This is a genomic window from Bacteroidota bacterium (genome assembly GCA_016713765.1).
Lineage (GTDB): Bacteria > Bacteroidota > Bacteroidia > AKYH767-A > 2013-40CM-41-45 > Pollutiaquabacter > Pollutiaquabacter aromativorans.
Genome location: JADJON010000003.1, coordinates 806,697 through 830,830 on the forward strand (window position 1 = coordinate 806,697; position 24,134 = coordinate 830,830).

Annotated in this window: 18 protein-coding genes; 5 read left to right on the plus strand and 13 right to left on the minus strand. The window is 52.8% G+C overall.

Features of this window, described 5'->3' with window-relative positions:
- Positions 1–408: 408 nt before the first annotated feature.
- Positions 409–816: a hypothetical protein gene (locus tag IPJ96_14300; GenBank protein MBK7911486.1), complete on the plus strand. Its 408-nt coding sequence runs from the start codon at positions 409–411 to the stop codon at positions 814–816.
- On the opposite strand, the gene IPJ96_14305 is transcribed toward IPJ96_14300, so the two are convergent.
- Positions 810–2,843, minus strand: a complete 2,034-nt coding sequence (locus IPJ96_14305) for an O-antigen ligase family protein (protein ID MBK7911487.1) — start codon at positions 2,841–2,843, stop codon at positions 810–812. The two genes, IPJ96_14300 and IPJ96_14305, sit on opposite strands and share 7 nt — an antisense overlap.
- A gap of 65 nt (positions 2,844–2,908) precedes the next feature.
- On the opposite strand from IPJ96_14305, the gene IPJ96_14310 reads away from it, so the two are divergent.
- The 3 genes from IPJ96_14310 to IPJ96_14320 all read left to right on the plus strand — a co-directional run bounded on the left by IPJ96_14310 (position 2,909) and on the right by IPJ96_14320 (position 5,577).
- The gene (locus IPJ96_14310; protein MBK7911488.1) at positions 2,909–3,820 is read left to right on the plus strand and encodes a hypothetical protein; all 912 of its coding nucleotides are present in this window, start codon (positions 2,909–2,911) and stop codon (positions 3,818–3,820) included.
- Between the two features lie 10 nt (positions 3,821–3,830).
- A complete protein-coding gene (locus IPJ96_14315; GenBank protein MBK7911489.1) occupies positions 3,831–4,517 on the plus strand; it encodes a 2-C-methyl-D-erythritol 4-phosphate cytidylyltransferase in 687 nt (228 codons plus the stop codon).
- A 91-nt stretch (positions 4,518–4,608) separates the two neighbouring features.
- Entirely contained in the window at positions 4,609–5,577 is a 969-nt protein-coding gene (locus tag IPJ96_14320) for a cytochrome c (protein ID MBK7911490.1), read from the plus strand.
- A gap of 114 nt (positions 5,578–5,691) precedes the next feature.
- Here IPJ96_14320 and IPJ96_14325 read toward each other — a convergent pair whose 3' ends face one another.
- From IPJ96_14325 to IPJ96_14345, 5 genes are all read right to left on the minus strand, one after another.
- Positions 5,692–6,759 (minus strand): IS110 family transposase, encoded by a 1,068-nt coding sequence (locus tag IPJ96_14325; GenBank protein MBK7911491.1) that lies wholly within the window; start codon positions 6,757–6,759, stop codon positions 5,692–5,694.
- Between the two features lie 306 nt (positions 6,760–7,065).
- The gene (locus tag IPJ96_14330; protein ID MBK7911492.1) at positions 7,066–8,085 is read right to left on the minus strand and encodes an IS110 family transposase; all 1,020 of its coding nucleotides are present in this window, start codon (positions 8,083–8,085) and stop codon (positions 7,066–7,068) included.
- A gap of 235 nt (positions 8,086–8,320) precedes the next feature.
- A complete protein-coding gene (locus IPJ96_14335) occupies positions 8,321–8,884 on the minus strand; it encodes a DUF4468 domain-containing protein (protein ID MBK7911493.1) in 564 nt (187 codons plus the stop codon).
- Between the two features lie 173 nt (positions 8,885–9,057).
- Positions 9,058–10,590: a LysM peptidoglycan-binding domain-containing protein gene (locus tag IPJ96_14340; GenBank protein ID MBK7911494.1), complete on the minus strand. Its 1,533-nt coding sequence runs from the start codon at positions 10,588–10,590 to the stop codon at positions 9,058–9,060.
- Positions 10,591–10,971: 381 nt separating this feature from the next.
- A complete protein-coding gene (locus IPJ96_14345) occupies positions 10,972–12,180 on the minus strand; it encodes an amidohydrolase family protein (GenBank protein MBK7911495.1) in 1,209 nt (402 codons plus the stop codon).
- A 330-nt stretch (positions 12,181–12,510) separates the two neighbouring features.
- On the opposite strand from IPJ96_14345, the gene rlmN reads away from it, so the two are divergent.
- Entirely contained in the window at positions 12,511–13,587 is a 1,077-nt protein-coding gene (gene rlmN, locus IPJ96_14350) for a 23S rRNA (adenine(2503)-C(2))-methyltransferase RlmN (GenBank protein MBK7911496.1), read from the plus strand.
- A 136-nt stretch (positions 13,588–13,723) separates the two neighbouring features.
- Here rlmN and IPJ96_14355 read toward each other — a convergent pair whose 3' ends face one another.
- The 7 genes from IPJ96_14355 to IPJ96_14385 all read right to left on the minus strand — a co-directional run bounded on the left by IPJ96_14355 (position 13,724) and on the right by IPJ96_14385 (position 23,976).
- The gene (locus IPJ96_14355; protein ID MBK7911497.1) at positions 13,724–14,884 is read right to left on the minus strand and encodes an ATP-binding protein; all 1,161 of its coding nucleotides are present in this window, start codon (positions 14,882–14,884) and stop codon (positions 13,724–13,726) included.
- A gap of 2 nt (positions 14,885–14,886) precedes the next feature.
- Positions 14,887–15,483, minus strand: coding sequence for a hypothetical protein (locus tag IPJ96_14360; protein MBK7911498.1), 597 nt, complete (start codon positions 15,481–15,483; stop codon positions 14,887–14,889).
- Positions 15,484–15,676: 193 nt separating this feature from the next.
- The gene (locus IPJ96_14365; protein MBK7911499.1) at positions 15,677–17,173 is read right to left on the minus strand and encodes an SAM-dependent DNA methyltransferase; all 1,497 of its coding nucleotides are present in this window, start codon (positions 17,171–17,173) and stop codon (positions 15,677–15,679) included.
- Complete coding sequence (locus tag IPJ96_14370; protein ID MBK7911500.1) at positions 17,170–18,141, minus strand: type II toxin-antitoxin system death-on-curing family toxin; 972 nt, start codon at positions 18,139–18,141, stop codon at positions 17,170–17,172. The genes IPJ96_14365 and IPJ96_14370 overlap by 4 nt, the downstream gene beginning before the upstream one ends.
- Before the next feature lie 14 nt (positions 18,142–18,155).
- On the minus strand, positions 18,156–19,529 hold the full coding sequence (locus tag IPJ96_14375; protein ID MBK7911501.1) for a restriction endonuclease subunit S: 1,374 nt from the start codon (positions 19,527–19,529) through the stop codon (positions 18,156–18,158).
- A gap of 200 nt (positions 19,530–19,729) precedes the next feature.
- A complete protein-coding gene (locus IPJ96_14380) occupies positions 19,730–21,190 on the minus strand; it encodes a putative DNA binding domain-containing protein (protein MBK7911502.1) in 1,461 nt (486 codons plus the stop codon).
- Positions 21,187–23,976: a DEAD/DEAH box helicase family protein gene (locus tag IPJ96_14385; protein MBK7911503.1), complete on the minus strand. Its 2,790-nt coding sequence runs from the start codon at positions 23,974–23,976 to the stop codon at positions 21,187–21,189. The genes IPJ96_14380 and IPJ96_14385 overlap by 4 nt, the downstream gene beginning before the upstream one ends.
- Positions 23,977–24,134 lie beyond the last annotated feature (158 nt).

Below are 24,134 nucleotides of genomic sequence, written 5' to 3' on the forward strand. Positions count from 1 at the left end.
TCTATCCGTTGAACTACGGGGCCGTTGATTACTTATTTTCCCTGTCAAAGTTTAGAAACTTCCCTGCCTGACGGCAGGCAGGTATTCTATCCGTTGAACTACGGGGCCGTTGATTACTTATTTTCCCTGTCAAAGTTTAGAAACTTCCCTGCCTGACGGCAGGCAGGTATTCTATCCGTTGAACTACGGGGCCGTTGATTACTTATTTTCCCTGTCAAAGTTTAGAAACTTCCCTGCCTGACGGCAGGCAGGTATTCTATCCGTTGAACTACGGGGCCGGAAATTCCCCTTCGCCTGATGATGGGGAGCGCAAAATTACTATTTTTCGGGGCATTTAGCGCAGAATTCCGGGTGTTCGTCGACTGTGATGAACTATTTGTAAACGTCCTTGTTTACCCGTTTAAAGCCATGCCACACCGTCGCAATCAATACAAACCGGGTGTATGCAACATCGGACAGAAAGAGGTTTCCGTCCGCTGGAAATTCATTCGGCTTTTTCTGCCGGTGACGGCCTTCTTGTCCATCGGCAGCTTTTATTGGTGGGACTCGCTTTGGGTCTGGTTCTTCCTGCTGTGCTCCACGTTCTCCCTGCTGGTACTATGCTGGGAGGTGCGTACCCGCTTCTGCATCATCTTCGGATTTTTCAGCCTGCACAATTTCCGTCACCTCGGCGAACTGGAAGAAGTGGAGAATCCCGACGACATCCGGCGCGATCGCAAACGGGTCTGGGAGATCACCCTCCAGGCGATGGCGATCGCACTGGGCTACGCCACCTCGGTTCATTTACTCGCCTCCTATCTGGGGCTGCATCACTGACGCGCTTCCGCCTGCTTCCAGGCTGATTCGATAGCCCGCTTCAGGTTCGCTGAATCTCCTTTGCTTCCGATCAACACCTCCTGCCATCCCTGGAAGCCTTCGATCCATGGAAAATAGCGCGCGGTATCGCGTACCGCATTCATATCGGAACGGGCGATCGCGCTGAGGATGACACGCGCGTAGGTCGTGTACTTCTCCCGTTCCGCTTTCCGGAGCGTAGCAGGATCGAGTTTTTCCAAGGTGGCCGCAGCCTGCCAGGCACGACCGGCATTGAACCAGGCCGCGGCGAGATTCAATCTTCCCTCGACGAAATGCGGTGTGATGCGCAACCCCCGTTCGTACAAGCTTACTGCACTGTCGCGCTTGCCCAACTGCTCGTAGCAAGTCCCGAGATCGTTGATGACCCGTAAATGCCAGGGCGATAGTTGTGCCGACCGCTCGAAATAGGGCAAGGCCTTCGCCACTTCTCCGCGATAGAACGCGTGGGTGCCTTCGTACCAGATCAGCGGCGTGGTCGTAAAGTCCACTTGCATCCAGTATCCCGCGGCCTTGCGCACCTCCCGGATCTGTCGCTCCGGCTGACGCTTCGCCTGCCAGACGAGCGACTGAAAAAAGTGCAACTCGGATCCCAGCCGCTGCCAGAGCACGCCGAACGAGCCGAGGAAAAACAAGGCGAGCAACCACCAGCCGCGTCTGCCCGCCTTCAACGATAGGTTCGTGCCGATGGTCCGCGGAACCACGACGATCAGGATCGCCGCGTGCAGTTGGAACAGCATCCGCTCCATCGGTCGCAGGGCCGGATACGCCAGCATTGACAACACCAGGAAACCCGCTACTCCGGTCACGCTCCAACGGGCTGCCTGTCGGGCCGGGGAAGTTGCCTGGTCATCTTTCATCAAACGCCAGGCCGGCACGAGCAGGGCCGTGATCATGGCCAGCCAGAGCAGGAGACCCGGCAAGCCTTGTTCCGCCAGCAACAAGAGGTATTCGTTGTGCGGATGCTCAAAGCGAACGTGCCCGCTGTTGAGGTGCGGCGTACCACCGACTCCGTATTGCGCCTGCAACATCCTGTAATTCGAAACACCCGCGCCGAACGCCGGATGATCCCGGAACTGCAACCAGGCGTTGCGGAACATGAGCTCCCGTTCGAAGAGCGAATTCTCGTTTCGCAGATCGGCTTCCGCGATGCGCTCCGCGATCGAACCGCCCTGGCGCAGGTCCTTCACTTTGCCGATCAGCAATTCGTCGTAATTGGAATAGCCGCTGATGGCAAACACCCCCGCGATCAGTACTCCAACCACTCCGGCGCTCCACCGGACCAGCTTCAAACGCGCAGCAACACCTCCCGGCAGCAGTACCGATACCAACGCCATCGCCAGCAGCGCGATCCAGGCGGCGACCGATTGCAAGAGCAGCAATTGCAAGACGACCAATACGACGGCGACGCGTCCTGCGGTACGCCATCCGCTTTTTTCAGTTGTCGCCTGCGCCAGTGTGAAAGGCAGCAACAGGATCAGTACGCCGCTGTAATAATTCTTGTTGCCGAAAAAGGATGACAAATGATAGTCGACGAAGAATCCCTTCGGATGATTCATCGCTTCCACGACTTGGATCACCATCGGGATCAAGCAAAGCAAGACCGTGAACAAAGCGATCCGGCTTACGATCCGCATCGGATCGGGCAGCAAACGCAAGGCCGCCACCAGCAGGATCGTCCAGCCCGCGTATATACCAAACCGCAGAAGATCGAGTATCCCTTCGCCGGCGATCCAGGAGGTCCGCAAAGAAAGCATCATCCACAAAAACTGGAGCGCGCTCAGCAGGTACCAGGGATGCAACAAGCCGTCCAATTCCTTCCCGGGTTTCCGGAACGAAAAATAGCAGGAGAACAACAGGCCCGCGAGGGCGAGGAGCAGTTGCGGTGGGGTGAACGCCGGGTCCTGCAAGGCCAACAGCCTGCAACAGGGTAGCAGCAACAAGACAACACCGACGACCAGCGGTGACCAACGCGAAGAAACGGCGCTCATGGAAACGGAACCGATGATACGATTTTTTTGGTTTGTCGTACGGGTCTTTCTATACTTACAGAAGAATGGCGACGGAAATCACCACACAGGAAATTCTGCAGGAGGCCGGGAAGACCAAATTCCGGACGATCCTCCTCACCGTCCTGCTCTCCTTCGCCACGTTTTATTTCTGTCGTTTCCATCTTTTCCTCTACCAGTCGGAAGCGAAAGTGACCTGGGTGGACCCGACGGTCGTTGATGCACGCATCATCGAGGATCAGGGCGCCAATCCGTTCAAAAGCGATTTCTACAACCGGTTGTTCGCCACGGTGCACTCGAACGACATGTACCGGCACCTCATCCGGAAGTTCGGCTTGTTGCAACACTATGGCATCGATACCACCAAAGAATTCTACGAAGAGCGCGCCATCCGGATCCTGAAGTCCCGTATCAAGCTGGTCAAGACGCCGTTCAACCTGATCATCATCTCGGTGGAAGACGCTTACCGCTATCGCTGCGCCGAGATCGCGAACGAGGCCGCCACCTATGCTGACGAGCTCAACCGGAAGAACACCGTCACCGCGCTGCGCAAACGACTGCGCATCAACGAAGAGATGATCGGGAAGCTGCGCGCGGAACACGATGCCCAGGCACAGCGTCTGCAGAAGAGCCTGGATGAACTCGAAGGCCTTCCCCACTCCGCGACGATGGACCGTTCACAGGAGGCGCTGGCTCAGACGATCTACGCTTTGCACAGCTCGACCGATCAGCTCATCAACGCCGGCAAGTACTACCGACTCCTCGAAGCCTCGCTCCTCGACCGCAACCTGCCCAGCATCGTCACGGTGGAGTCGGCGCGGGCCAGCGCGTCTTCGCTGAACGGAAAGGCCGGACTCATCGCCGGTCTCGTCGCGATCGGCTGTTTCCTGTTCGCGCTCCTTTCCACTTATTTCCGCTTGCGGTACCAGCACCTCGCAAAGGCGTATCTTCGCGGCTGAGTTCAGCACGATGCGCAAGATCCTGATCCTGGTCGCCGGAGGTTCCGGAAGCCGCATGGGAAGCGATGTTCCCAAGCAGTTCCTCCTGCTCAACGGCAAACCGGTCCTGCTGCATACGCTCGAGCAGGCACACCAGGCCGATCTTGCGCTGGAGATCGTCGTCGTACTTCCCGCCACTCAACTGGAACGCTGGAACGCGCTCTGCCGCGAACACGCTTGCGCGGTGAGCCATCAAACCGTCGCCGGCGGCGCGACCCGCTATGAGAGCGTCCGCAACGGACTCTCCGCGGTCAGCGCCTCCATCACCTCGCCCGCGCAAACGGTGATCGGCATTCACGATGGTGTTCGACCTTACCTGCCGGAAGAATTTCTCCAGCGTTGCTTCTCTGAAGCCAGCGAAAAAGGAACCGCCATTCCCTGCCTGCCGGTGACCGACTCGCTGCGACAGCAAATCGGTGATCGGTACTCGGCCGTCGATCGCTCCCGCTTTTTCCTGATGCAGACGCCGCAGTGTTTTCGCGCCGACCTCGGCTTGCGCGCTTACGCGGGTGAAGAACAAAGCGGCTTCACCGACGACGCTTCGGTGCTGGAACAAGCCGACATCGCCCTGCACTTCGTGGCCGGTGAGCGTTGGAACATCAAAATCACGTACCCGGGCGATCTTGCCGTTGCCGCCGCGCTGCTTGCCGGGAAGTAGGATTTTTCTCCGAAAAAATTGACCGATTTCCGGCTGTTGTTCAATGCAAGGAATTGCATTCTAATTTTCTAATCCCCCCAACTCTTTGATCATGAAAACGTTCCTTCGGATCCTTAAAAGGATCGGTTTGATCCTGCTTGTTATTCTGGTATTGTTTGTCGCTGTTGTTTACATCCGGGCCGACCGGACTTTTGAGGCCCCACTGCCGGAGATCTCCGCGAGCCGCGACAGCGCCGTAATCGCACGGGGCGAGTACCTGGTGTACGGTCCGGCACACTGCGCCGACTGCCATACTTCCCGCGACCAGCGGGCGGATGTGCTCGCCGGTAAGCATGTGCCGCTGCACGGCGGCGGCTATTTCGATCTGCCGTTCGGCAGGGTGTACACGCACAACCTGACTTCGGATGCCACGGGCCTGCTGTCGTTCAGCGACTACGAGATCGCCCGCTCGTTGCGGTATGGTGTCGCGAAGGACGGACACGCGCTGCTCGACTTCATGCCGTTCCACAACCTGAGCGACGAGGACCTGACTGCCGTGATCTCCTTTCTCCGCACCCTGGAACCGGTGAAGTACGAGGTGCCGAAAACCGAATTCAATTTCATCGGCAAGGCGATCAAGGCGTTTATGATCAAACCGATCGGGCCGGATGGCGAGGTGGCGAAAAGCGTGACGCCTGCTTTGAGTGCGGAATACGGAAAATACCTGGCGAACAGCATCGCGAACTGCCGCGGTTGTCATACGAACCGGAGTCTGGCGACGGGTGAATATACAGGACCGTTCTTCGCAGGTGGATTCCATATGCCGGTCGATGATAAACCGGGCGTGTTCGTGGTTTCACCGAACCTGACGCCGGATCCGGAGACGGGACATATCGCGAAGTGGAGCGAGGATGATTTCGTGAAGCGTTTCCGGGAGGGGAAGAAGATCCCCGATTCGCCGATGCCCTGGGGACCGTTCTCCAACTTCAGCGACGACGACCTGCGATCGATCTATCGCTTCCTGCATACCATAGAACCCGTCAAACAAGTGAATGGCCCGACGATCGTGGTGGAGAACTGAGTACGCTAAAAAAGAGTAGCACAGAGTAACGCGGAGGGCACACAGAGATTCTGTGTTAACCGCCAAATTTCCGTGTTAGATTTTTTTCTAAATTCGGGATTACAAAGAACGGCTTTAAGCCAGTTCCGTTAGGGCAGGTCTTCGGGTCTGCCCTAATTCATTTTGTTGCTTTTTTGATTCGTAGTTGGGGTCGTAGATTGTTCCGTTTTTCCAGATCGCATACATCATGACCAATAACTTTCTTTGAACCGCAACCGCTGCTTTCATCGCAATTCCGTGTTTGCTGATGAGCCTGTTGTACAACGCCTTATGGTCATTTGAATGACGTGCTGCAGTCATGGCCGGGAAGTACAGGCACTTTCTTAAGTACCGGTTCCCTCGATGCGATATGCGGGACCTTCCCCTGACCGATATACCGGATGTCCTTTCCACCACATCCAGCCCCGCATAGCTGACTAGCTGTTTCTTGTTCCTTACCAGATTGAATCCATTGGTTTCCGCCAGCACCGTTACTGCTGTGAGCATCCCAACACCTACAATCGATGTCATGCGTCTTACAGCCTGATCAATCTCAGGTGATTCAGCAACGACTTCCCGGATGGACGTTTCCACTTCTTCTACCTGTCGTTCAATCAAAGACAATCGTTGATTCATCCGTTTAATGCTTGACTTGTTGGGCCAGGCTCCGCTCTCTTCTGCGTGTAACTGACATTTGATCTGCGTACTTTCCGCTTTGAGCTGATCTCGCTCCCGGGTTAGCTGCCGCAGCTGATTGTAAATCGGATCCGGCGGCGACCAGACGTCCAGTTTCTTCTCCAGGCCCATGGCGGCCAATGTCTGGGAAGATACTTTGTCATTGACCGTCTTTACTGTAAGTGTCTTGGAAAAGTACTTTGCCCGGTTGGGAAGTACTACGCTCACCGGCCAGCCCTTCTCCGTAAGGAAGCACGCCAGCGTTTCATGATAAACACCGGTGGCTTCCAACACAAACTGACAGGGCATGGATGGATCCATCAGCTTCCGGATCCATTTGGAGAGCTTGACGAAGCCTCCCGGGCCATTGGGGATGGTCAGCGTCGATACATACTCCACCCGAAGGTCGGCATACATGCGGCTGAAGCTGGCAACATGCTCCTTCATCCCGCAATCAATTCCAATGCATTGGCGAATAACGTTCTCCATGACTGAATGGGTTTTGATCTCGGATGATAAGCATACTCCCCCTCGTCTTTACTCGTAACCTACTCAAGCTGTCTCTGACATCCAGGACGCCTTGGATTCTGTTCAGACTCTAAAGAGTAAGAAGATGACGGGGGCATATCTCTGTGAGAGCATGTCTCACGGACTGCTTGGGCACGGATCACCTCCCGCCACCTTACTTATCAACCTTGCCTCTAATTTCCTATTTTTAAGGAATGGCGCTAACGTACGAGTATCACAGAGTTCGATCTCTGTGGGACTCTGTGTGCCCTCTGTGTATTCTAAGACTTACGCAACGTTTTGATTGATTTTTTTCTCGTAGGTTAGGACGAATGGGGTTTTTCTTTTAATGACTGCAAAGACCCGATTGATCAGTTTGCAGGCTACGGCGTTTGCGATGACTTTGTGGTGTTTGCCCTCGGCCTTTTTCCTTTGGCAGTAGACCCTTATTTCAGGGTCGTAGATCATGGCGCTATTGGCTCCGTTGAGCAAGATTGCTTTCATCTGCTTATTTGCCATGGGATGTACCCTGGTCCTTCCCTTGGTTAATCCGGAGGAGTGTTCAAAAGGCGCCGTTCCGGCATAGCAGGCGAACTTACGACCATCATCGAACTGAGTGAAGTTCTGGGTTATAACGAGCATCATCGTTGCAGCAATGAGTCCTATTCCCTTGACAGATTGTATCAGATCAAAATTCTGTTTGAGCTCCGGATCGGAGGCGATCACTTTTTCAATGGCCTCGTTTACTGCCTTAATGCTCTTTTCCAGCCGTTGAATGTGTTGTTCCAGATCCTCGGTAACCAGGTGATTGTCGATCACAATATTGAGCTTTGAGCGGCTCTTGAGGCTATTGACATTCTGGGTATGTTGCTGCACCAACGAGGCGCGGTAGGAGATCAGCTCTTTGAGTTGAAGGATGGATTTTTGAGGGATCACAAATGGCCGGAGCTTGTGATGATGGATCAAGGCGTAAACGCCGATTCGCTCTGCATCCGTCCGGTCACTTTTACCTCGGGTTACGCCCAGGGATTGTTGGATCTCTCTTGCCGGTATTACCGAATAGGTCATACCCTTTTCCTGTAACAGGCAACACAAAAGCAATCCGTAGTTGCCGGTGTGTTCCATGCAAAACCAGGGAGGTGATCCCGCTGGCACCTCCTTTTTCAGGCGTTTAAACATGGATTCAATTCCCTCCTGGCTGTTCTTCACCCGGAACAGACTCAAGGGTTTGGCTGAAGGGTCCACTACCAGCGCTACATCCAGCCATTGCGATGAGATGTCAATGCCAACGGTACAGACTGTTTTCATAACTTTGGTTTTAAGGTTTATTTGTCTGTACTGGAACAGGATGTGCTGCTAAAACCTTTAATAGGCCTGGATGCCTATGATTCTAACTGGCACCGCACCCTGAAAAGAGATAGAGGACTGATACACAGATTAGCCCTGAAGGCTCTAACTCTGCTTAGTTCACCTCTATCTCTTCCAGCACAGTCAGCTTGAAGTTACGAAGGCAAGTCTAAAGGAAACTCTGTGTTACTTGAATTCACCAATTGTCCCGATCCTTCACCGGCTTCTCGTGGGTCATGGCCTCGTGGAGCTTCGCGACGAGGTCTTTGACGTAGCCGTCGACCTGGGTGAGGTAATCGTTGTAAACGGGTAGATAAGTCTGCGACTTGGTATCCATCCAGCGCTCGCAAGGATAGTAGCTGAGTTGCTTCCAGTTGAACTCGGTAAGCTCGTAGCGGAACCGGCCATCCTTCACCGCCAGCGTGATGGTGTATTGAACCAGCCCGGCTTCGGTCTTGAGGCCGGTCTTGTCGGGCGCGTTGTAGATCTTGAAGCGCGGCTTGCCGGTGATCTTGAGTTTGATGGAGTCGTTCTCGCGGATCACTTCGCCGGGGTTTTTGTAAAAGCCGCGGAACCAGGTGAGCGCGCGCTGGTACAAGGCATCGGCGCCGACGCCCTTGGCTTCGAGTACGCCTTCGTAAGTGATGAGTTTGGTGATGCTGTCGACCGGTAGTACGACCGGCGCGACGGGCGCGTTCTTCTGCGCGAATGAAATCTGGGCAACGAAGACCAGCAGGAACAAAGCAAGCGATTTTTTCATCGGATCAAGATCAGTGTTTTGGCCGCCGCCAAAATACTAAAATCATGCCGAGGTGCTCATTTAGTGATCGATTCAATGGGCAGTGGATGGTAGGCAGTAGGCAGGAGGCAGTAGGCAGTAGGCGGTAGGCAGTGGGCAGTGGGCAGAATTACCCTCGCATCACACACCTCGCATCATCCTTTGACCGGGACCTTTAACTTCTGTCCGGGTTTCAGGCTGCGGATGTCGTGGATGTGGTTGAGTTCTTTCAACTGCTCCACGGAGATGCCTTCGTATTTGCGTGCGATGGAGAAAAGCGTATCGCCCGGGGCGATCGTGTGGTAGATGAAATCAGGTTTCGGTTTCGCCGGTGCCGGCTTGGCTTCGGCTTTCGCGACGGCTGTATCCGGCGCATCGGTATCGGTGACGGTGGTCTTGCCCGCCATCAGGGTCTGGTTATCGTCTTCCTCGCCTCCGTTCGCCGGCTTGGTCATCCAGACCTTGCGCGAGACGGTGGTGTACACGTTCAGGCGTTGTCCGGCCAGCACGCGGCTCGACTTGATCCGGCCTTTGTTCCAGGAACGCAGTTGCGACATGGACACACCATAACGATCGGCGATGCCGCTGAGGGTTTCGCCGCGACGGACGGTATGTTGCTTGCGTACTTTCTCCTTTACGGTGATGTACTCGCCGTTGCTCGCGGCCGGCTTCACGGTATCTACGCCCGCCGGCGCGGTGGTGGCCAGCAGTCCGGGAGGCGCCACGCAGGGTCCCAGCGGATCGAGGTGGATCGAGGTGTAATAGTTGTTGAACAGGTCGCGCACCAGCTCGTTGCGCAGTGCCGGTCCGCGGCAGCCGAGGACGACACTGATCAGACGGTGACCGCACTTCGCGGTCGTGCCGACGAGGCAGAAGCCGGCGCGGCGGGTGTAACCCGTCTTCAGGCCGTCCACTTCACCGGTGTATTGGATCGTCAGGCCGTTGTGGTTGCGGATGACGCTGTTGCTTTTGCCGTTGTCGATCTGGGCATAGCCCTGACCGGTCACTTCGAGGATCTCTTCGTACTTCAGCATCTCCAGCGCGAGCCGCAGTTGGTCGGTCGGAGAAGAATAGTTGTCGGGGTTGCCGCCGGTGCCGGGTAGTCCGGTAGGGTTGCCGTACCAGGTGTTGCTCATGCCCAGCGAGGCGGCCTTCTCGTTCATGCGACGCAGGCTCGACGCCAGGTCGCCGCAGCCGAGGAAGCGGGCCATCTGATCGGCGCATTCGTTGTTGGACGCGATCATCGACGCCTTGAAGACGTCGTACAGCGAGTAGTTCACGATCGTGCGGACGATCCGGCGGTGCTTGCGGCGACCGACGACCGTCTCGCGCGTCCACTGCACCCGGTCCTCCCAGCGATACTTGCCGGCGCGCACGTCTTCCACCGCCAGCAGGGCGACCATCATCTTGGTCAGCGAGGCGATGGGATAGGACGAACTCATGTTCTTTTCCCAAACGATCTTCTGGTTGACGGCATCGTACAGCAGTCCGGCGCGGATCTCGCCTTCGTTCACCTGCAGGTTGGTGTCGGGCTGGTACACGAACTCGTTCGTCACCATGGCCGCCACATCCGTACGCACGGAATCCTCCGGTCCCGCCCATACCGCACCCGTTACGCTGAACAGCAGCGTCAGGCTCAGGCAGGTTGCGAGCGCACAAAAAGAATACTTACGGCCGGGTTTCACCATGACGGGGTCGTAGGCAATGGATTAATTTACGCGTTTCGGTAGCTTTTGGTCCTTAAAAAGGCCAAAATTCTTGCAGTTTGCTCCACCCGATACGATGACTCTAAGATAACGTTTCCGGATGAAGGAAATTTAATTTTTTGGGCCGAAGGAGAGGGACGTGGGACGAGGGACGTGGGACGAGGGACGTGGGACGAGGGACGAAAAGGGAGGGACGTGGGACGTGGGACGAGGGACGAAAAGGGAGGGACGAGGGACGAGGGACGAGGGGCGGGGGGCGGGGGACGTGGGGAAAATACTGCCTGCTGCAAACTGCCTACTGCATACTGCCTACCGCCTACTGCCTACTGCCAACCGCCTACCGTCCTTCGCCTCCGTGTGCCATCAAATCGAAGCAATCAGCCTCGAACCCGATTCTGGCGTCAAAGCCCCCGAAACCGGATCGAGACCGCTCAGATGCACCAGCCCAGGTTTCGTTCCCACCGCCAGGCTGCCCAGCTCCCTGTGCCAACCGAAGAACTCCGCCCCGTTCCAGGTCGCCCAACGGATCAGCTCCTCCGTCGCGATCTGCGGAAACGCCTGCGCAAGCACCTTCAGTTCATCCACGACCGACAACGTATCATTCGAGGCCAGGCTGTCCGTTCCCACGGTCAGCTTCACGCCCATGCGTTGCAGCATCGGCACATCGGGCAGGCGGTCTTCGATGTAGCGGTTCGCGCGCGGGCAGAGGCACCACCACAGGCGCAAACTGTACAGGCTCGCCCACTGCACGTCCTCTTCGGTGCTCAGCGTATTGTGCACCAGCAGCAGGTTGTTGCAGGTCGGCAGGTGCACCAGGGTCGAGGCGATCGATGAAAAGCCGGTAGGTATCCAGTCGTTGTAGAAGGGCGTAGCCCTGCGCAGGAACTCGAGCAACTCGCCATCGCCGCTGCGGAACATCGCCTCCTCGCCGGGCGTCTCCTGGTTGTGGAGCGTGAGCGGTCCGCCCTGCTCCTTCGCCTCGCGGTCGATGCGTTTCAGGAGTCGTGTCGAGACCGTGTAGGGCGCGTGGGGAGCAACGCTCGCCGACAATCCCGCCGCCAGGTAGCGGTCGCGCAGCGCGATCTTTTTCTCGAACTCGGCTTCGGCACGGTCGGGGTGCAGGTCGAAGGCTTCGATGAACGTATGGTAGCGCAGCGGACTCTTCCGTTTCAGTTCCAGCGTATGGTCGGTGTTGGCGATATCGCCCGCGCCCACCACACCCGCTTCACGCATGGCCCGGTCGCCGGCGACGATGGCTGACCCAATGATTTCCGGATCGGCGGCGCGTTGGGCATTCACCGCCGCCAGAAATCCCGGCAGGCGCGTATGCCGCGGCAGTTGTCCGAGCAAATGCGAAAGCTCCAGGTGCGTATGCGCGTTGATGAAGCCCGGACAAATCCCGCCCCGCAGCGCCTCCAGTTCTTCCCGGCCGTTCAACATCTGCCAGTCCGCGCCACGCGTAGCAGGATCCACGATGTCCACGATCCGGTCGTCCTGATCCAATACTACGATCCCTTCCCGAATCAAAGACTCGTTGCCGGGGTAGAGGAAGTCGGCTTTGAGGATACGCATTGCGGGTTGTTTGTTCCGGGTTTCGGGTTCCGGGTTCCGTGTTCAAGCGGTTTTATTGGAAGGCGTGAACGATGGAGTAAAAGTAGGTTTACCGACTTGAAAACAGTTATATTAAAACAACTGAATCCCAAAACTCGAAACTCGGAACACGAAACCCGGAACCTCATAGGGACTGCGCGTTCTATGTAACGGATGGCACGCGGATAACGCGGATATTGCGGATTAACGCAGATACTATCCGCGAGCATCCGCTTAATCCGCGGAATCCGCGTGCCATCAATCACTCGCCACTACCGCTTCCCCTGATTCTCAGTATCTTTGCACCCAGAAATGCCCGAAAACACCACAAAAAAGAACATCCGAGCGCTGAGCCTGGAAGAACTGCAGGCCTGGTTCATGGATCACGGCTATACCAAGTTTCGCGGGAAGCAGGTCTATGAGTGGCTGTGGAAGAAGACCGCGCACGAGTTCGATGTGATGTCGAACCTACCCCTGCCCCTGCGCGAGACCCTGAAGGAGCATTTCGTGATCAACGGCGTGGCGATCGACACCTTCCAGGTGAGCAGCGACCGCACCATCAAGAACGCTTTTCGCTTACACGACGGCAACATCGTGGAGGGCGTACTCATCCCCACCGACACGCGCATGACCGCCTGCGTCTCCTCGCAGGTCGGCTGCAGCCTCACCTGCAAGTTCTGCGCGACCGGTCGCCTCGAGCGCCTGCGCAACCTCGACGCCGACGAGATCTACGACCAGGTGGCCCTCATCCGCCGGCAGTCGGAAGAACGGTACCAGCAGCCCCTGTCGAACATCGTCTTCATGGGCATGGGCGAGCCCCTGCTCAACTACGCCAACGTGCTCCGCGCGATCGACCGCATCGGCTCGCAGGACGGACTGGGCATGGCCATGAAGCGGATCACCGTGAGCACGGCCGGCATCGCCAAGATGATCAGGAAGCTGGGCGACGACAAAGTGAAATTCAACCTCGCCCTCTCCCTGCACGCCGCGAACGACGCCAAGCGGGCGCAGATCATGCCGATCAACGACACGAACAACCTCGACGTCCTCGAGGAAGCCCTGAACTATTTCTACGAGCACACCGGCTCCCGCGTCACCTTCGAGTACATTGTCTTCAATAATTTCAACGACACCCTCCAGGACGCGCACGAGCTCCTGCTCTACTGCCGCAAGGTGAAAGCCAAGGTGAACATCATCGAATACAACCCCATCGAAGGCGGGGAATTCAGCAACGCCCGGGAAGACCGTTTCAAGGCCTTCATCCAATACCTGCTCGACAACGGCGTCATTCTCAACATCCGTCGCTCCCGCGGCAAAGACATCGACGCCGCCTGCGGGCAGTTGGCGAATAAGAATGAGGGGGCGGTGGTGAGGTTGAAGAGGGGTTAATCAACAATGACCTGACAACCCTTCTTTAGTAGATAGATAATTTTCAACAACTCATATTTTAAATACGCCTAAAAGCGGGACTGCTGGATCGCCAACATTTATTATAGACACTCGTTCAAGGAACACAATAAGATTATTAACCGTTGGCACCCCACTTATCGATACAATAATTTACAATTTCTTCTATTTCAATAATTCTACGACTAGAAGCCTCACCTCTTACATAGAATTCCTTTTGATCTCCATTTTTCAGAAATATTGGCCTACGCTTGCTGGGCATAACAGATACCATGAATATCTCGCTCCCATTTATCTCATAAAATTGAGTTGATACATAATTTCTAACAACAGGAGACATAAAATAGTCAATCATTTGGTCGAATTCCAGATGGATAAAGTCTCTTTTGTTCTTTGAATCTGAGAGCGAATAGTCAAAGGACAAACCTTGCGGAACACCTTCATCAGTAACTCCAATAAACAATAAGCCTCCATTTGAATTCAGGAATGCACAAATGGTTTTAGCGATAATATTCTTAATGCCAATACCGGCTTTCCCGGTTTTGAAATTATAGACTAAAGCTGGCTTAAATTCCACCGTATTGCTTTCTCCTTCTCGTAGAATTTGCTCTATGGATTTAGGTGGTGGTTGCAACTCTGAGACCTTTTCCACCCGAGGCTCTCCCCACCAAAAGGGTTTGTCAAGCCCCGACCAATCGAAAGGGGTCTCAATAATGTGATACTTTGCCGGCTCTTCTTCCCAATGACCCGCCTCCCATTCATCTCTGCTGCAATACACTACTTCAATATCCTGATTATTGGTATCGCAATGATAGGATTGATAGTAATTATACTCCTCTTCCAGGTGTAAAATCAAATCGTCAGAATCAAATGGGAAATAAGCGATATTGCCGATTCCGTGAATAAACAACTCTTCACTTACTGATTCAGAAAATAGAGTGCCTTGATCCGGGGCGTTCAGAACTAAAAACACACCAATCCCATTACCAAAAGCATCACTAAATTCAACCTGCTTGTTTTCAATATTTATCTTTGATTTAGTGCCAGGATCTATAAATGATACCAAATCCACCCTAGCCTGCTTGTCTGATACATACTTTTTGTTCTTTCCCTCTAAAAGTACATCTATGTAGCTTTGATAACGTTTAAAAGCTAAATTTCTTGCCTTTATCGGATTATCATCCTCAAACTTTTCTTCAAATTGCAAAAACTCTAACTCGCCATCTTTTTTCTTATGTCGAATTAGTTTAGCCTTAACTACATAATGGAATGCCGGCATAATTAGCTTAATTTTAATTTTAATAGTTCCTCTATTTTATAAAAGGCCACTTTACCCATTCCAGATATCCCAGCCACCTCGAACTCATTTATACGCAAAGTTGGATTAAGTCCATGAATCTCCGGGAGAAGATCACGGAAGGAGTCTAAATACGCTCTTTGTGCTGTCCTTCCACCAATGAAATTGAAATCTGCCGTTTTCTTAGACTTTCGATAATTGTCCGCCTTATCCTTGTGTTTATTGCATAGTTGTTTCCAACTCTCCAAATCGAAGTTGAGTTTTAAACCTGGTGGGTAGCAATCGATTGTTGTTAGTCTGGAAGAACTAAAGTGCTGAAACTCATCGAACTCGAAAATGAAATTGTACTTTCCTCCGAAGTAAGCATCGCAGTCAAGTGATACAGTACGCTTTTCCTGATTTGCCGTTACATCGCCATTCAAGACTTCGAATATTCTACCAATAGTAAAATAGTACTTGCGAAAGTTCTCCTTCGTATGCTTATTAATGAACCAATCAAAACGCTTTCGAGTTTGTGCTGGCTCATTCAGCACCTTGCTGATAATTTCGGTTATGAATTTTTGCTTGTCTCCTACTGCCAACTTTGCGATATTTTATTTAATTGACTTAGACACACAATCGCTGCTAGATCTACCTCCACATAAGATAGGAATCCTAACACACTCTACGCCTCGACTCACCTTTCTATGATTTAATTTCAAGATGATCGTACATAATTTGACCATATCTGCAATTTGCAGCATTTAAATTAATAACTACAAATTTCCACGGTCTTTACCTCACCCCCGCCATCACCTCCCGAAAGCTCTCAATCCCCGCTTCCAGGTTCTCGATGATCTCCTCGGCCAGGACGTCCGGGTCGGGGAGGTTGTCGAGGTCGGTGAGGCTTTTGTCTTTGATCCAGGTGATGTCGAGGCTGGTCTTGTCGCGGGCGATGATCTCCTCGTAGGTGAACCTGCGCCAGCGGCCTTCGGGGTTCTTCCGGGCGTCGTAGGTTTCCTTGCGTTTGGCGATGTTCTCCGGATGGTAACACTTAATGAAATCCGCCAAGTCTTCGAATCGTAACGGATTCTTTTTCAGGGTGAAATGGATGTTGGTCCTGAAATCGTAGAACCAGACCTCTCTGGTCCAGGGCGTCTTGGAGGCGGGCTTGTTATCGAAGAACAGCACGTTGGCTTTTACGCCCTGCTTGTAGAAAATGCCGGTGGGCAGGCGCAGGATGGTGTGCAGGTTGGTCCCTTCCAGCAGCTTTTTCCGGATGGTCTCTCCGGCTCCGCCCTCGAACAACACGTTGTCGGGCAGTACCACCGCTGCTTTGCCGTCGGCTTTGAGCATGGTTTTGATGTGCTGCACGAAGTTGAGCTGCTTGTTGCTGGTGGTGACGAAGAAGTCCTGCCGGTTATAGGTCAGGTCTTCGGTATCCTGCTCGCCTTCTTCGTTGGTGAAAGTCATGCTGCTCTTTTTACCGAAAGGCGGGTTGGCGAGCACGTAATCCACGCGGAGGCCGCTGTCGGAGATGAGGGCATCGGCGGGTGAAATGAAGTTCTCGCTGTCGAAGTCGCCGATGTTGTGCAGGAAGAGGTTCATCAGCGCCATGCGGCGGGTGTTGGCTACGATCTCGTTTCCGTAAAAGGTCTTCAGTTTCAGAAACTCCTTCTGTTTCTTGTCGAGTGTGTAATTGTTCCGGTCGGCGAGGAAATCGTAGGCAGCGAGAAAGAACCCGCCCGTGCCGCAGGCCGGGTCGGCGATGGTCTTCATGGGCTCGGGACGCACGCAGGCCACCATGGCCCGGATGAGGGCCCGCGGGGTGAAGTACTGTCCGGCGCCGCTCTTGGTGTCCTCGGCGTTCTTCTCCAGCAGGCCTTCGTAGATCTTGCCCTTCAGGTCGGCACCCATGGTGCTCCAACTTTCCCCGTCGATCATGGCGATGAGACGGGCCAGCTTGGAAGGATCGTTGATCTTGTTCTGGCTCTTAGTAAAGATCTGCCCGAGGAAGCCCTTGGCGTTGGACAGCGTGTGCAGGGTGTTCACGTAATGATCGAACAGCTCCGCGCCTTTCTTGTCGGTCAGACTTTGCCAGTTGTACTTCTTCGGGATCTTCAGGTCCCGGCTGTAGGGCGGCTTGCTGAACTCGTCCGCCATCTTTAAAAACAGCAGGTAGGTAAGCTGCTCCAGGTAATCGCCATAGCCCACCCCGTCGTCGCGGAGTACGGTGGCGAAGCTCCAGACTTTGGAGATGATGCTGGAAGTGTTCTGTTGTTCAGTACTCATTGTTTACTCCGGTTAAGAATGCTAATGATCAGTCGTTTCACTGTATCCATTTCTTCGCTTTTACTTGAAGCGACAAATAGTGTAAGAGCGGCCAGCGCGTCATTGCTAATGATGGCACTGCCGTTGGCATCAAAGAGCAATTGATTCCGCTCTAAAAAAAGTAAAAAGCAGGCCGCTGCAATGCGTTTATTGCCATCCACAAATGCATGGTTTTTTACAATCAGATACAATAGCACCGCGGCTTTTTCTTCGATGCTGGGGTATATGTCCTTTCTGCCAAAGGTCTGCCGGATCTGATTGATCGCACTATCAAAACTGTCATCTTTCTTCTTACCAAAAAGATCCGAGTTAAAGCTCGAACGCATATGGTCAATGATAGCCTTGTACTCGACCGGGGTTGGGAAATACGCGGCGGCCTTGCGCTTTCCGCTTCGATCAAGCTTTTCATGATCGTAATCATCGAGCAGCTTTAATCCCTGGCTAAATTGCCGGAGCCAAGCGTTCTCATCCTGACCGGTTTCTTGCTCGATGACCCTGCTGAGAATCCTGATCCCGTCGTGTAATATTCTGATTTCCTGTTCCTTTTGCTGTAGCCGTTTCTCGTTTATGGCAAGCCCTTCTATCAGGTAATCTTTCAGGCGTTGTGTTGCCCACTGTCGAAACTGAGTCCCCCGGTTGGATTTTACTCTATAACCTACTGAAATGATCACATCCAGATTGTAATACTCAATCTTCCGGGTAACCTGCCTGTTCCCTTCTTTTCGAACTGTCAAGGATTCCTTGACAGTTGCTTTTCTTGATAACTCTTTCTCTTTAAAACAATTTGTTATATGCAGGCTGATATTTTGTTTAGTCTGCCCAAAAAGTGACGCCATTTGAGCCTGACTCAGCCATACGGTCTCTTCTTCAAACCGCACCTCCACCTGAGCTTTACTGCCCTTGTCTTTATATATTTCGACACGTTGCATGTTGGCAGCCTGTATTATGCTTTTACTCTTCGTCCTTTTTTCGCCACGGGTTTATTCAAGGGAGCTGATGCAACACGACCGGCCCGGATCCGCTCCAGCAACACACTGGCCGGTTCTTCGTTGGGGTCCTGGGATACCAGCTTGCCTTCGAAGGCCTTTTTAAGGATGCTTTGGCGGAGGGCTTCAGATTGATGGAGTCCTAATTCGATGATTTCCCTCAAATTCTCGCTTGAGGATAGGCGCGCTTCTATCTCCTCCACAACTTTCAGTTGATAACGTGAGGATGTCGGAAGCGAAATAGGAATCTGACGACAGGTTGAGACTTTGACATTCCATTGACCCGCAGTCGCTTTTGATGTATTTTCAAGCCAATCTATAGTTACTGGCGATTGCAAAAAGTAAGACAAATATTTTGATGAAACTTTAGCATTAGGCCTGAATAAAACTATTGCTTGATTAATATTCCATTCAGGATAATGGCTTGTAACAATTGACACCTTGCCTAGTGGTGGTCCAACAATGTTGATTAATACATCTCCGGGATAACATCTTGATCTCTTCAATTCCCTTTCATGAATTGACCTTGGAATAAATGTTGGATTCTTCTTATAATTTAATGTACCATCAAAATTCAAATTGTAAATTTTAATAAAGGGAATTTCCCCCTGAGCGTCTGTTAAGTACTTCTTATCAGGTGTATATCCATTGCTAATTGTCTCAATCAGTTTACCAGTAGTAGTTTTTATCCACCCCTCCGGCAACTCCCCCTCCTTCAAATCCGGATGGGTCAGCCGCCCTTCAAACGCATACTTCAACACCGCCTGCCGGTACACCTTGAGCTGCTGCTGCGCGGTCTTGAGGGCTTCGATGCCTTTGTCCAGACTGGCAAACAACTCCTCGATCTTGGTTACGATGCGGTGTTGTTCGGGGAGGGGAGGGAGAGGAAATGAAAATTCAGCAGTAAGATTCGGATTTGCTCTTGTCAGTGACCCTCCCACACCAGATATCGTTTTCATAAATTTCTGGTGAAAATCATAACTCAACAGAAAGTATCTCAGATACTCTGCTGAAATCTTACTGCCATCAAAGATTATCCATTCACTGGATCCAATCTGTCTTCTACCTTGACTTGGACCCACAATCCAGCTTCTTTGAATGTGAGGGACGATTCGCGACAACAACACATCGCACTCTTGGACAACCTTTTTTGATGATCCAATTTGTGTACCTAATAGTTTCTCTGGGACAAGATTGTCATAGGCCGGAATACTATATAGGTCGAACTCTTCCTTCGGGAAAAGAGCCGGGTTAACTACGCCAGTACCTCTCTTCATGAAGAACCCTAGCTCAATACAAACCCATCCTTTAGGCAAACTATCTTTTGTCATGCCGCCAACACTACATTCGGTTCAACAATAATATCATTCATCTCCATTCAAACAAGAGGTCTCTGACAGTTTCGCATGAGCTACCACGACTCTGGGGTTGTCAAATAACAGTCAAATAACAGTCACATTGTATTTCATTGATTTTCAGTGCTAAACAGGGCCAAAAACACCCCGAAATCAAATAACCGTCAAATAAGAATTTAGACCCAGAATGGAACATACTTTACGTGTTTTCTGGAAGAGTTTCGAGGATCAGAGTCTTTCACCAAGCCTCTGTCGATCGTATCTGAAATGATACGGGAAGCTATTGCAGCATTGTGGTCGTCGATTCCAAAACGTTCACGAAGTGACTGGTTGGTCATGTATTGACCGGAAACGTACTTGAGGCATGCATGGTGGTAACATGCCCTGATCTTTTCACCTTTATCAAGGTCTCGAAACGGGCGGGGGCCGTAAAGACTAATCCGCGTATGGTTATTCCCAACATCAATCTTAGGGGAAGGAAGTTTATGTTCTTCGCAGGCCAGGATGACCTTATCCATTCCACTCCCGCGTTCTTCACAAATTTTCAATCTACGCATCATACGCGCGAGCAACTCATTTCGGCTTTCCGGGCTATGGTCAACAAAACGCAGAGCTTCGATTAACGGTCTACCCGGATTAGTGATCTCAATTCGATCATCAAACATTTCTACCATGGGAGACGCCCCTCCCACAGAAAAATCCTGGTGAATCAGGGCATTTGCAACAAGTTCTCGAATGGCAATAACCGGATAATCTGGCAGTTCCTTTCTGAGAGCCCCTTCGATCACTTCTCGACTTGGTGCCTGTTCCGAAATAAAACGTACCAAACCCTCGAACCCAATTGCATATCCTTTGCTTCCGACTTGTTCCCGCTTAGTCTTGGTACGATTTACACCTTGATATACAATGACGCGTACAGACTTTCTCGCCAATCGACCGAATCGCTCAACATCTTTCCCGATGGCAAGAGCTCCCAGATTCGTAATGCGATAAACACCCTCCGTACGTCTTGCAATAAGCTTATCATCCGTTAAACGGGCTAAGATTCCTTGCGGATCAGTTGGTACTGGCATACCGAGAAGCGTGAAATAAGAACCGAAATCGAGCAGTTCTAAAACTTCAGCACCTGAAATGTCTTGTGTTGCAGATTCCGATTCGAAAAACGCATTGTCCTCTCGTCTCCAGATCTTACGCTCTCGCTCAGGGTGATCATCGAGTCGTTTCTTGTAAGAACCAACACGTATATACGATTCGCCTTTGAAAAGTACCGGTGTATTTCTGGTAGCCTCTATTTGGAAGAGTGCGAAATGCTTCCCTTCAAAACTGAATTCATAGATAGCGAAGTCAATCCGGGGATCAAGTTGAGTAGCAAGCCAATTCTCCAACTCCTGACTCCCCTTCTTCTCAGTCAGAGGATGAAATTTCGTGCCAATCAAGGCATGACTTCCATCCTCTACCCCATAGACCAGATAGGCTATTTTCACCCCATGATAACAAGCGCTGTTACTCAACGCAGAAATCAGTTCACCGATCTCCTGCGGATCACTGTTATTCAACTTGAACTCAACCCATTCACACTCTCGTGGCATGGCGGTGAGCTCCTTTAACAGGATAATAAGTTGCTCCTGATCAATCATGCCGCCAACACTTCATTCAGTTCAACAATAATGTTCTCCGTCTCTGCCCCGAAGAGCTGCCACATTTTGCCCCGGCCACCGAGGGCGTCGAAGGGGGTGTAGTCGAGGTCGTCGGCATCCAGGTGGATGCTGCCGGCGATGTGGTCCTTGATCATGCGCAGCCAGTGCATGTGTTCGTCGGTGAACTTCATGCCGGCCCCGGCCTGGCGTTTCCAGACCCAGTCGGCGAAGTTCTTGTCCACGGTCTTGTCGTAGCTGGTCAGCGTCTGGTCGATCCCGGCCACGCGGCGGATGAGCGAGACGAGGGCTACGAGTTCGTTCTTCGGGGAACCTTCGGCTTGCTCCAACTCGGCGTAGGCCTTCCATACTTTCATCGGGGCCAGGAGCGGTCGTTCCAGCAGGATCCGTTCGCTGAGCTCCCGGATCATCTGGTAGGTGAGCTCGCGCCGCCGGTAGGGCTGGCTGTAAAAGATCTGCAGGGCTGTGATCTCGTTCTTGTGCTCCTCGATCCAGACCTTGAAATGATTCACCAGCTCTTCCGCATGGGACTTCTGGTCTTTCACCCAACCGCTTTTGGTCACCGAGTCGAGGTTGATCACGTCGATGATCTGGTCGTATTTCCGCCGCACATCCACGATGTATTCGCGCAGGTCGGGGTTGTGAAAACATTGCACCGATTCTTCCAACAGCTTTTGCTCCCGCTTTTTGATCTCTTTGTCGATCGCGATCGGCGCCTGTCCTTTCATCTCCTTGTTCACCGCCACGCGAATGTCATCCCGGACATCCGGGTCGTGGGCGGTCAACAACATCCGCACCACCTGTTGGATGCTCTTACCTTCCGCTTTTTGCACGAACTGTTCTTTTTCGTGCTCGTTGATCTGCTTGTCCAGCCGCAGCAGGCGGTTGGCCAGGGTGGTCATCATCTCTTCGGAGCGGTCGCCCACGGCAATACGCTCAAGTACTTCTTTCAACGACATGCCCGGCGCTTTTTCGAGCGGCCGGCTGTCGGTCTTCTGCGACTGCTCAACCCCGATAGCGTCGATGATCACGAAATGATCCTTGGAAAAGCGGGCGCTGGGCGTACCGGTTTTACGCAGTTCTTCCACGGAACAGGTGCGGGTGCCCCGGCCTTTCATCTGCTCGTAATAGCTGCGGCTTTTCACGTCGCGCATGAAAAGGAGCACTTCGAGGGGGCGGATGTCGGTACCGGTGGCGATCATGTCCACGGTGACTGCAATACGCGGGTAATAGCTGTTCCGGAAACTGTTGAGGATGGTCTTGGGGTCCTCCTTACTCTGGTAGGTGATCTTTTTGCAGAAATCATTGCCTTCGTTGAACTCCTCCCGCACGATCTCGATGATGTCTTCCGCGTGACTGTCGGTCTTGGCAAAGATAAGCGTCTTGGGTACTTCGAACTGGCCTTCCGCATCGAACCGATCGGGGAACATGTGCTTGAGTTGTTCCTTCACCTCGCGGATGATGGTCCGGATCGTGCTCGGGTTCACAATGTCCTTGTCGAGTTGCTTGCCGCTGTATTCCACATCCTCGTCCACCGTCTCCCAGAACTTCTTGCGCGTGAGCCGCTCCCGCTTGTCCACCCGTTCACCCATCTGGATGGCTGCGCCATGCTTCGTGATGTGGGTTTCGATGGTATATACATTGTACGGGACCAGCACGCCGTCGATCACGGCCTTCTCGTAGCCGTAATCGGACACCACGTTCTGATTGAAATAGCCGAAGGTGCGGTTGTCGGGCGTAGCGGTCAGTCCCACCTGCAGAGCGTCGAAATAATCGAGCACCTGTTTCCAGACGTTGTAAATGCTGCGGTGGCATTCATCGATGAAGATGAAATCGAAGAACTCCACCGGCAGTTTCGGGTTGTACACCACCTGGTGTTGCTCGCCGTTATTGGAAAACTCGTTGGGGTTATCCTGTTCCGCGCTTTCGTCCAGTTCCGTACCCCGCAGGATGCTGTACAGGCGCTGGATCGTGCAGATGTACACCTGGCTGTCGGGCGGGATGTAGGAACTCGTCAGGCGGGTTACCCCGTAGAGCTCGGGGAAGAGGCGGTTATCGTCCTGGGGCTGGTACTTGCGGAACTCGCCTTCGGCCTGCTCGCCCAGGTTTTTCGTATCGACGAGAAACAGGACACGGTCAGCCTTGGCATGTTTAAGCAACCGGTACACCGAGGTGATGGCCGTAAAGGTTTTGCCGGATCCGGTCGCCATTTGCACCAGAGCCTTGGGCTTAGCCAAGGCGAAGGACTTTTCCAGATTCGTGATCGCGTCAATCTGGCAATCGCGCAGTCCTTCGGTGATCAGAGCAGGGATATCGTTGTGCAGGGCCTTTCGCAACGACTTGCCCTTACGCATCCACTTTGCCAAAGTCTCCGGCCGGTGGAATGTGAACACCTCCCGGAAACGGGGCTTCGGGTCCCGGGCATCAGTAAAGCGGGTGAAATCTCCGGTACTCAGGTAAATGAACGGAAGCGGCTCATTATCAATATATTTAAGCTTGGATTTGGAGTATTCTTCCACCTGTTTCTCGTGGGAAGACAGCTTGCTCCCCTCCTCAATCCGCTTGGCTTCGATAATTCCAACCGGCTTCTGATCAGCAAAAAGTACATAATCAGCCGGACCCACATCCGTCTTGTATTCACGCACCGCCACCCCCATACCGGCAGCCAGGTTCATCCGCCTAAAATCCTGCACCAACCAACCGCTTTCTTCCAAAAGCTGATCGATCCGGTCGCGGGCGATTTGTTCGGGGTTTTGGTTGCGGGGCATGGGGTAAAACAAAGCTAAAAAGAGTCTTCTCAAATAATCAAAACTTACTTATTGGCCCTACTAAACCCATTAGTCGTGGGCCACAACAACGGAATGTCACAAGACCACTAATTTCTGGTGTCGCAGATGTCTAATTCAAACATAGTAAAATTCATCTC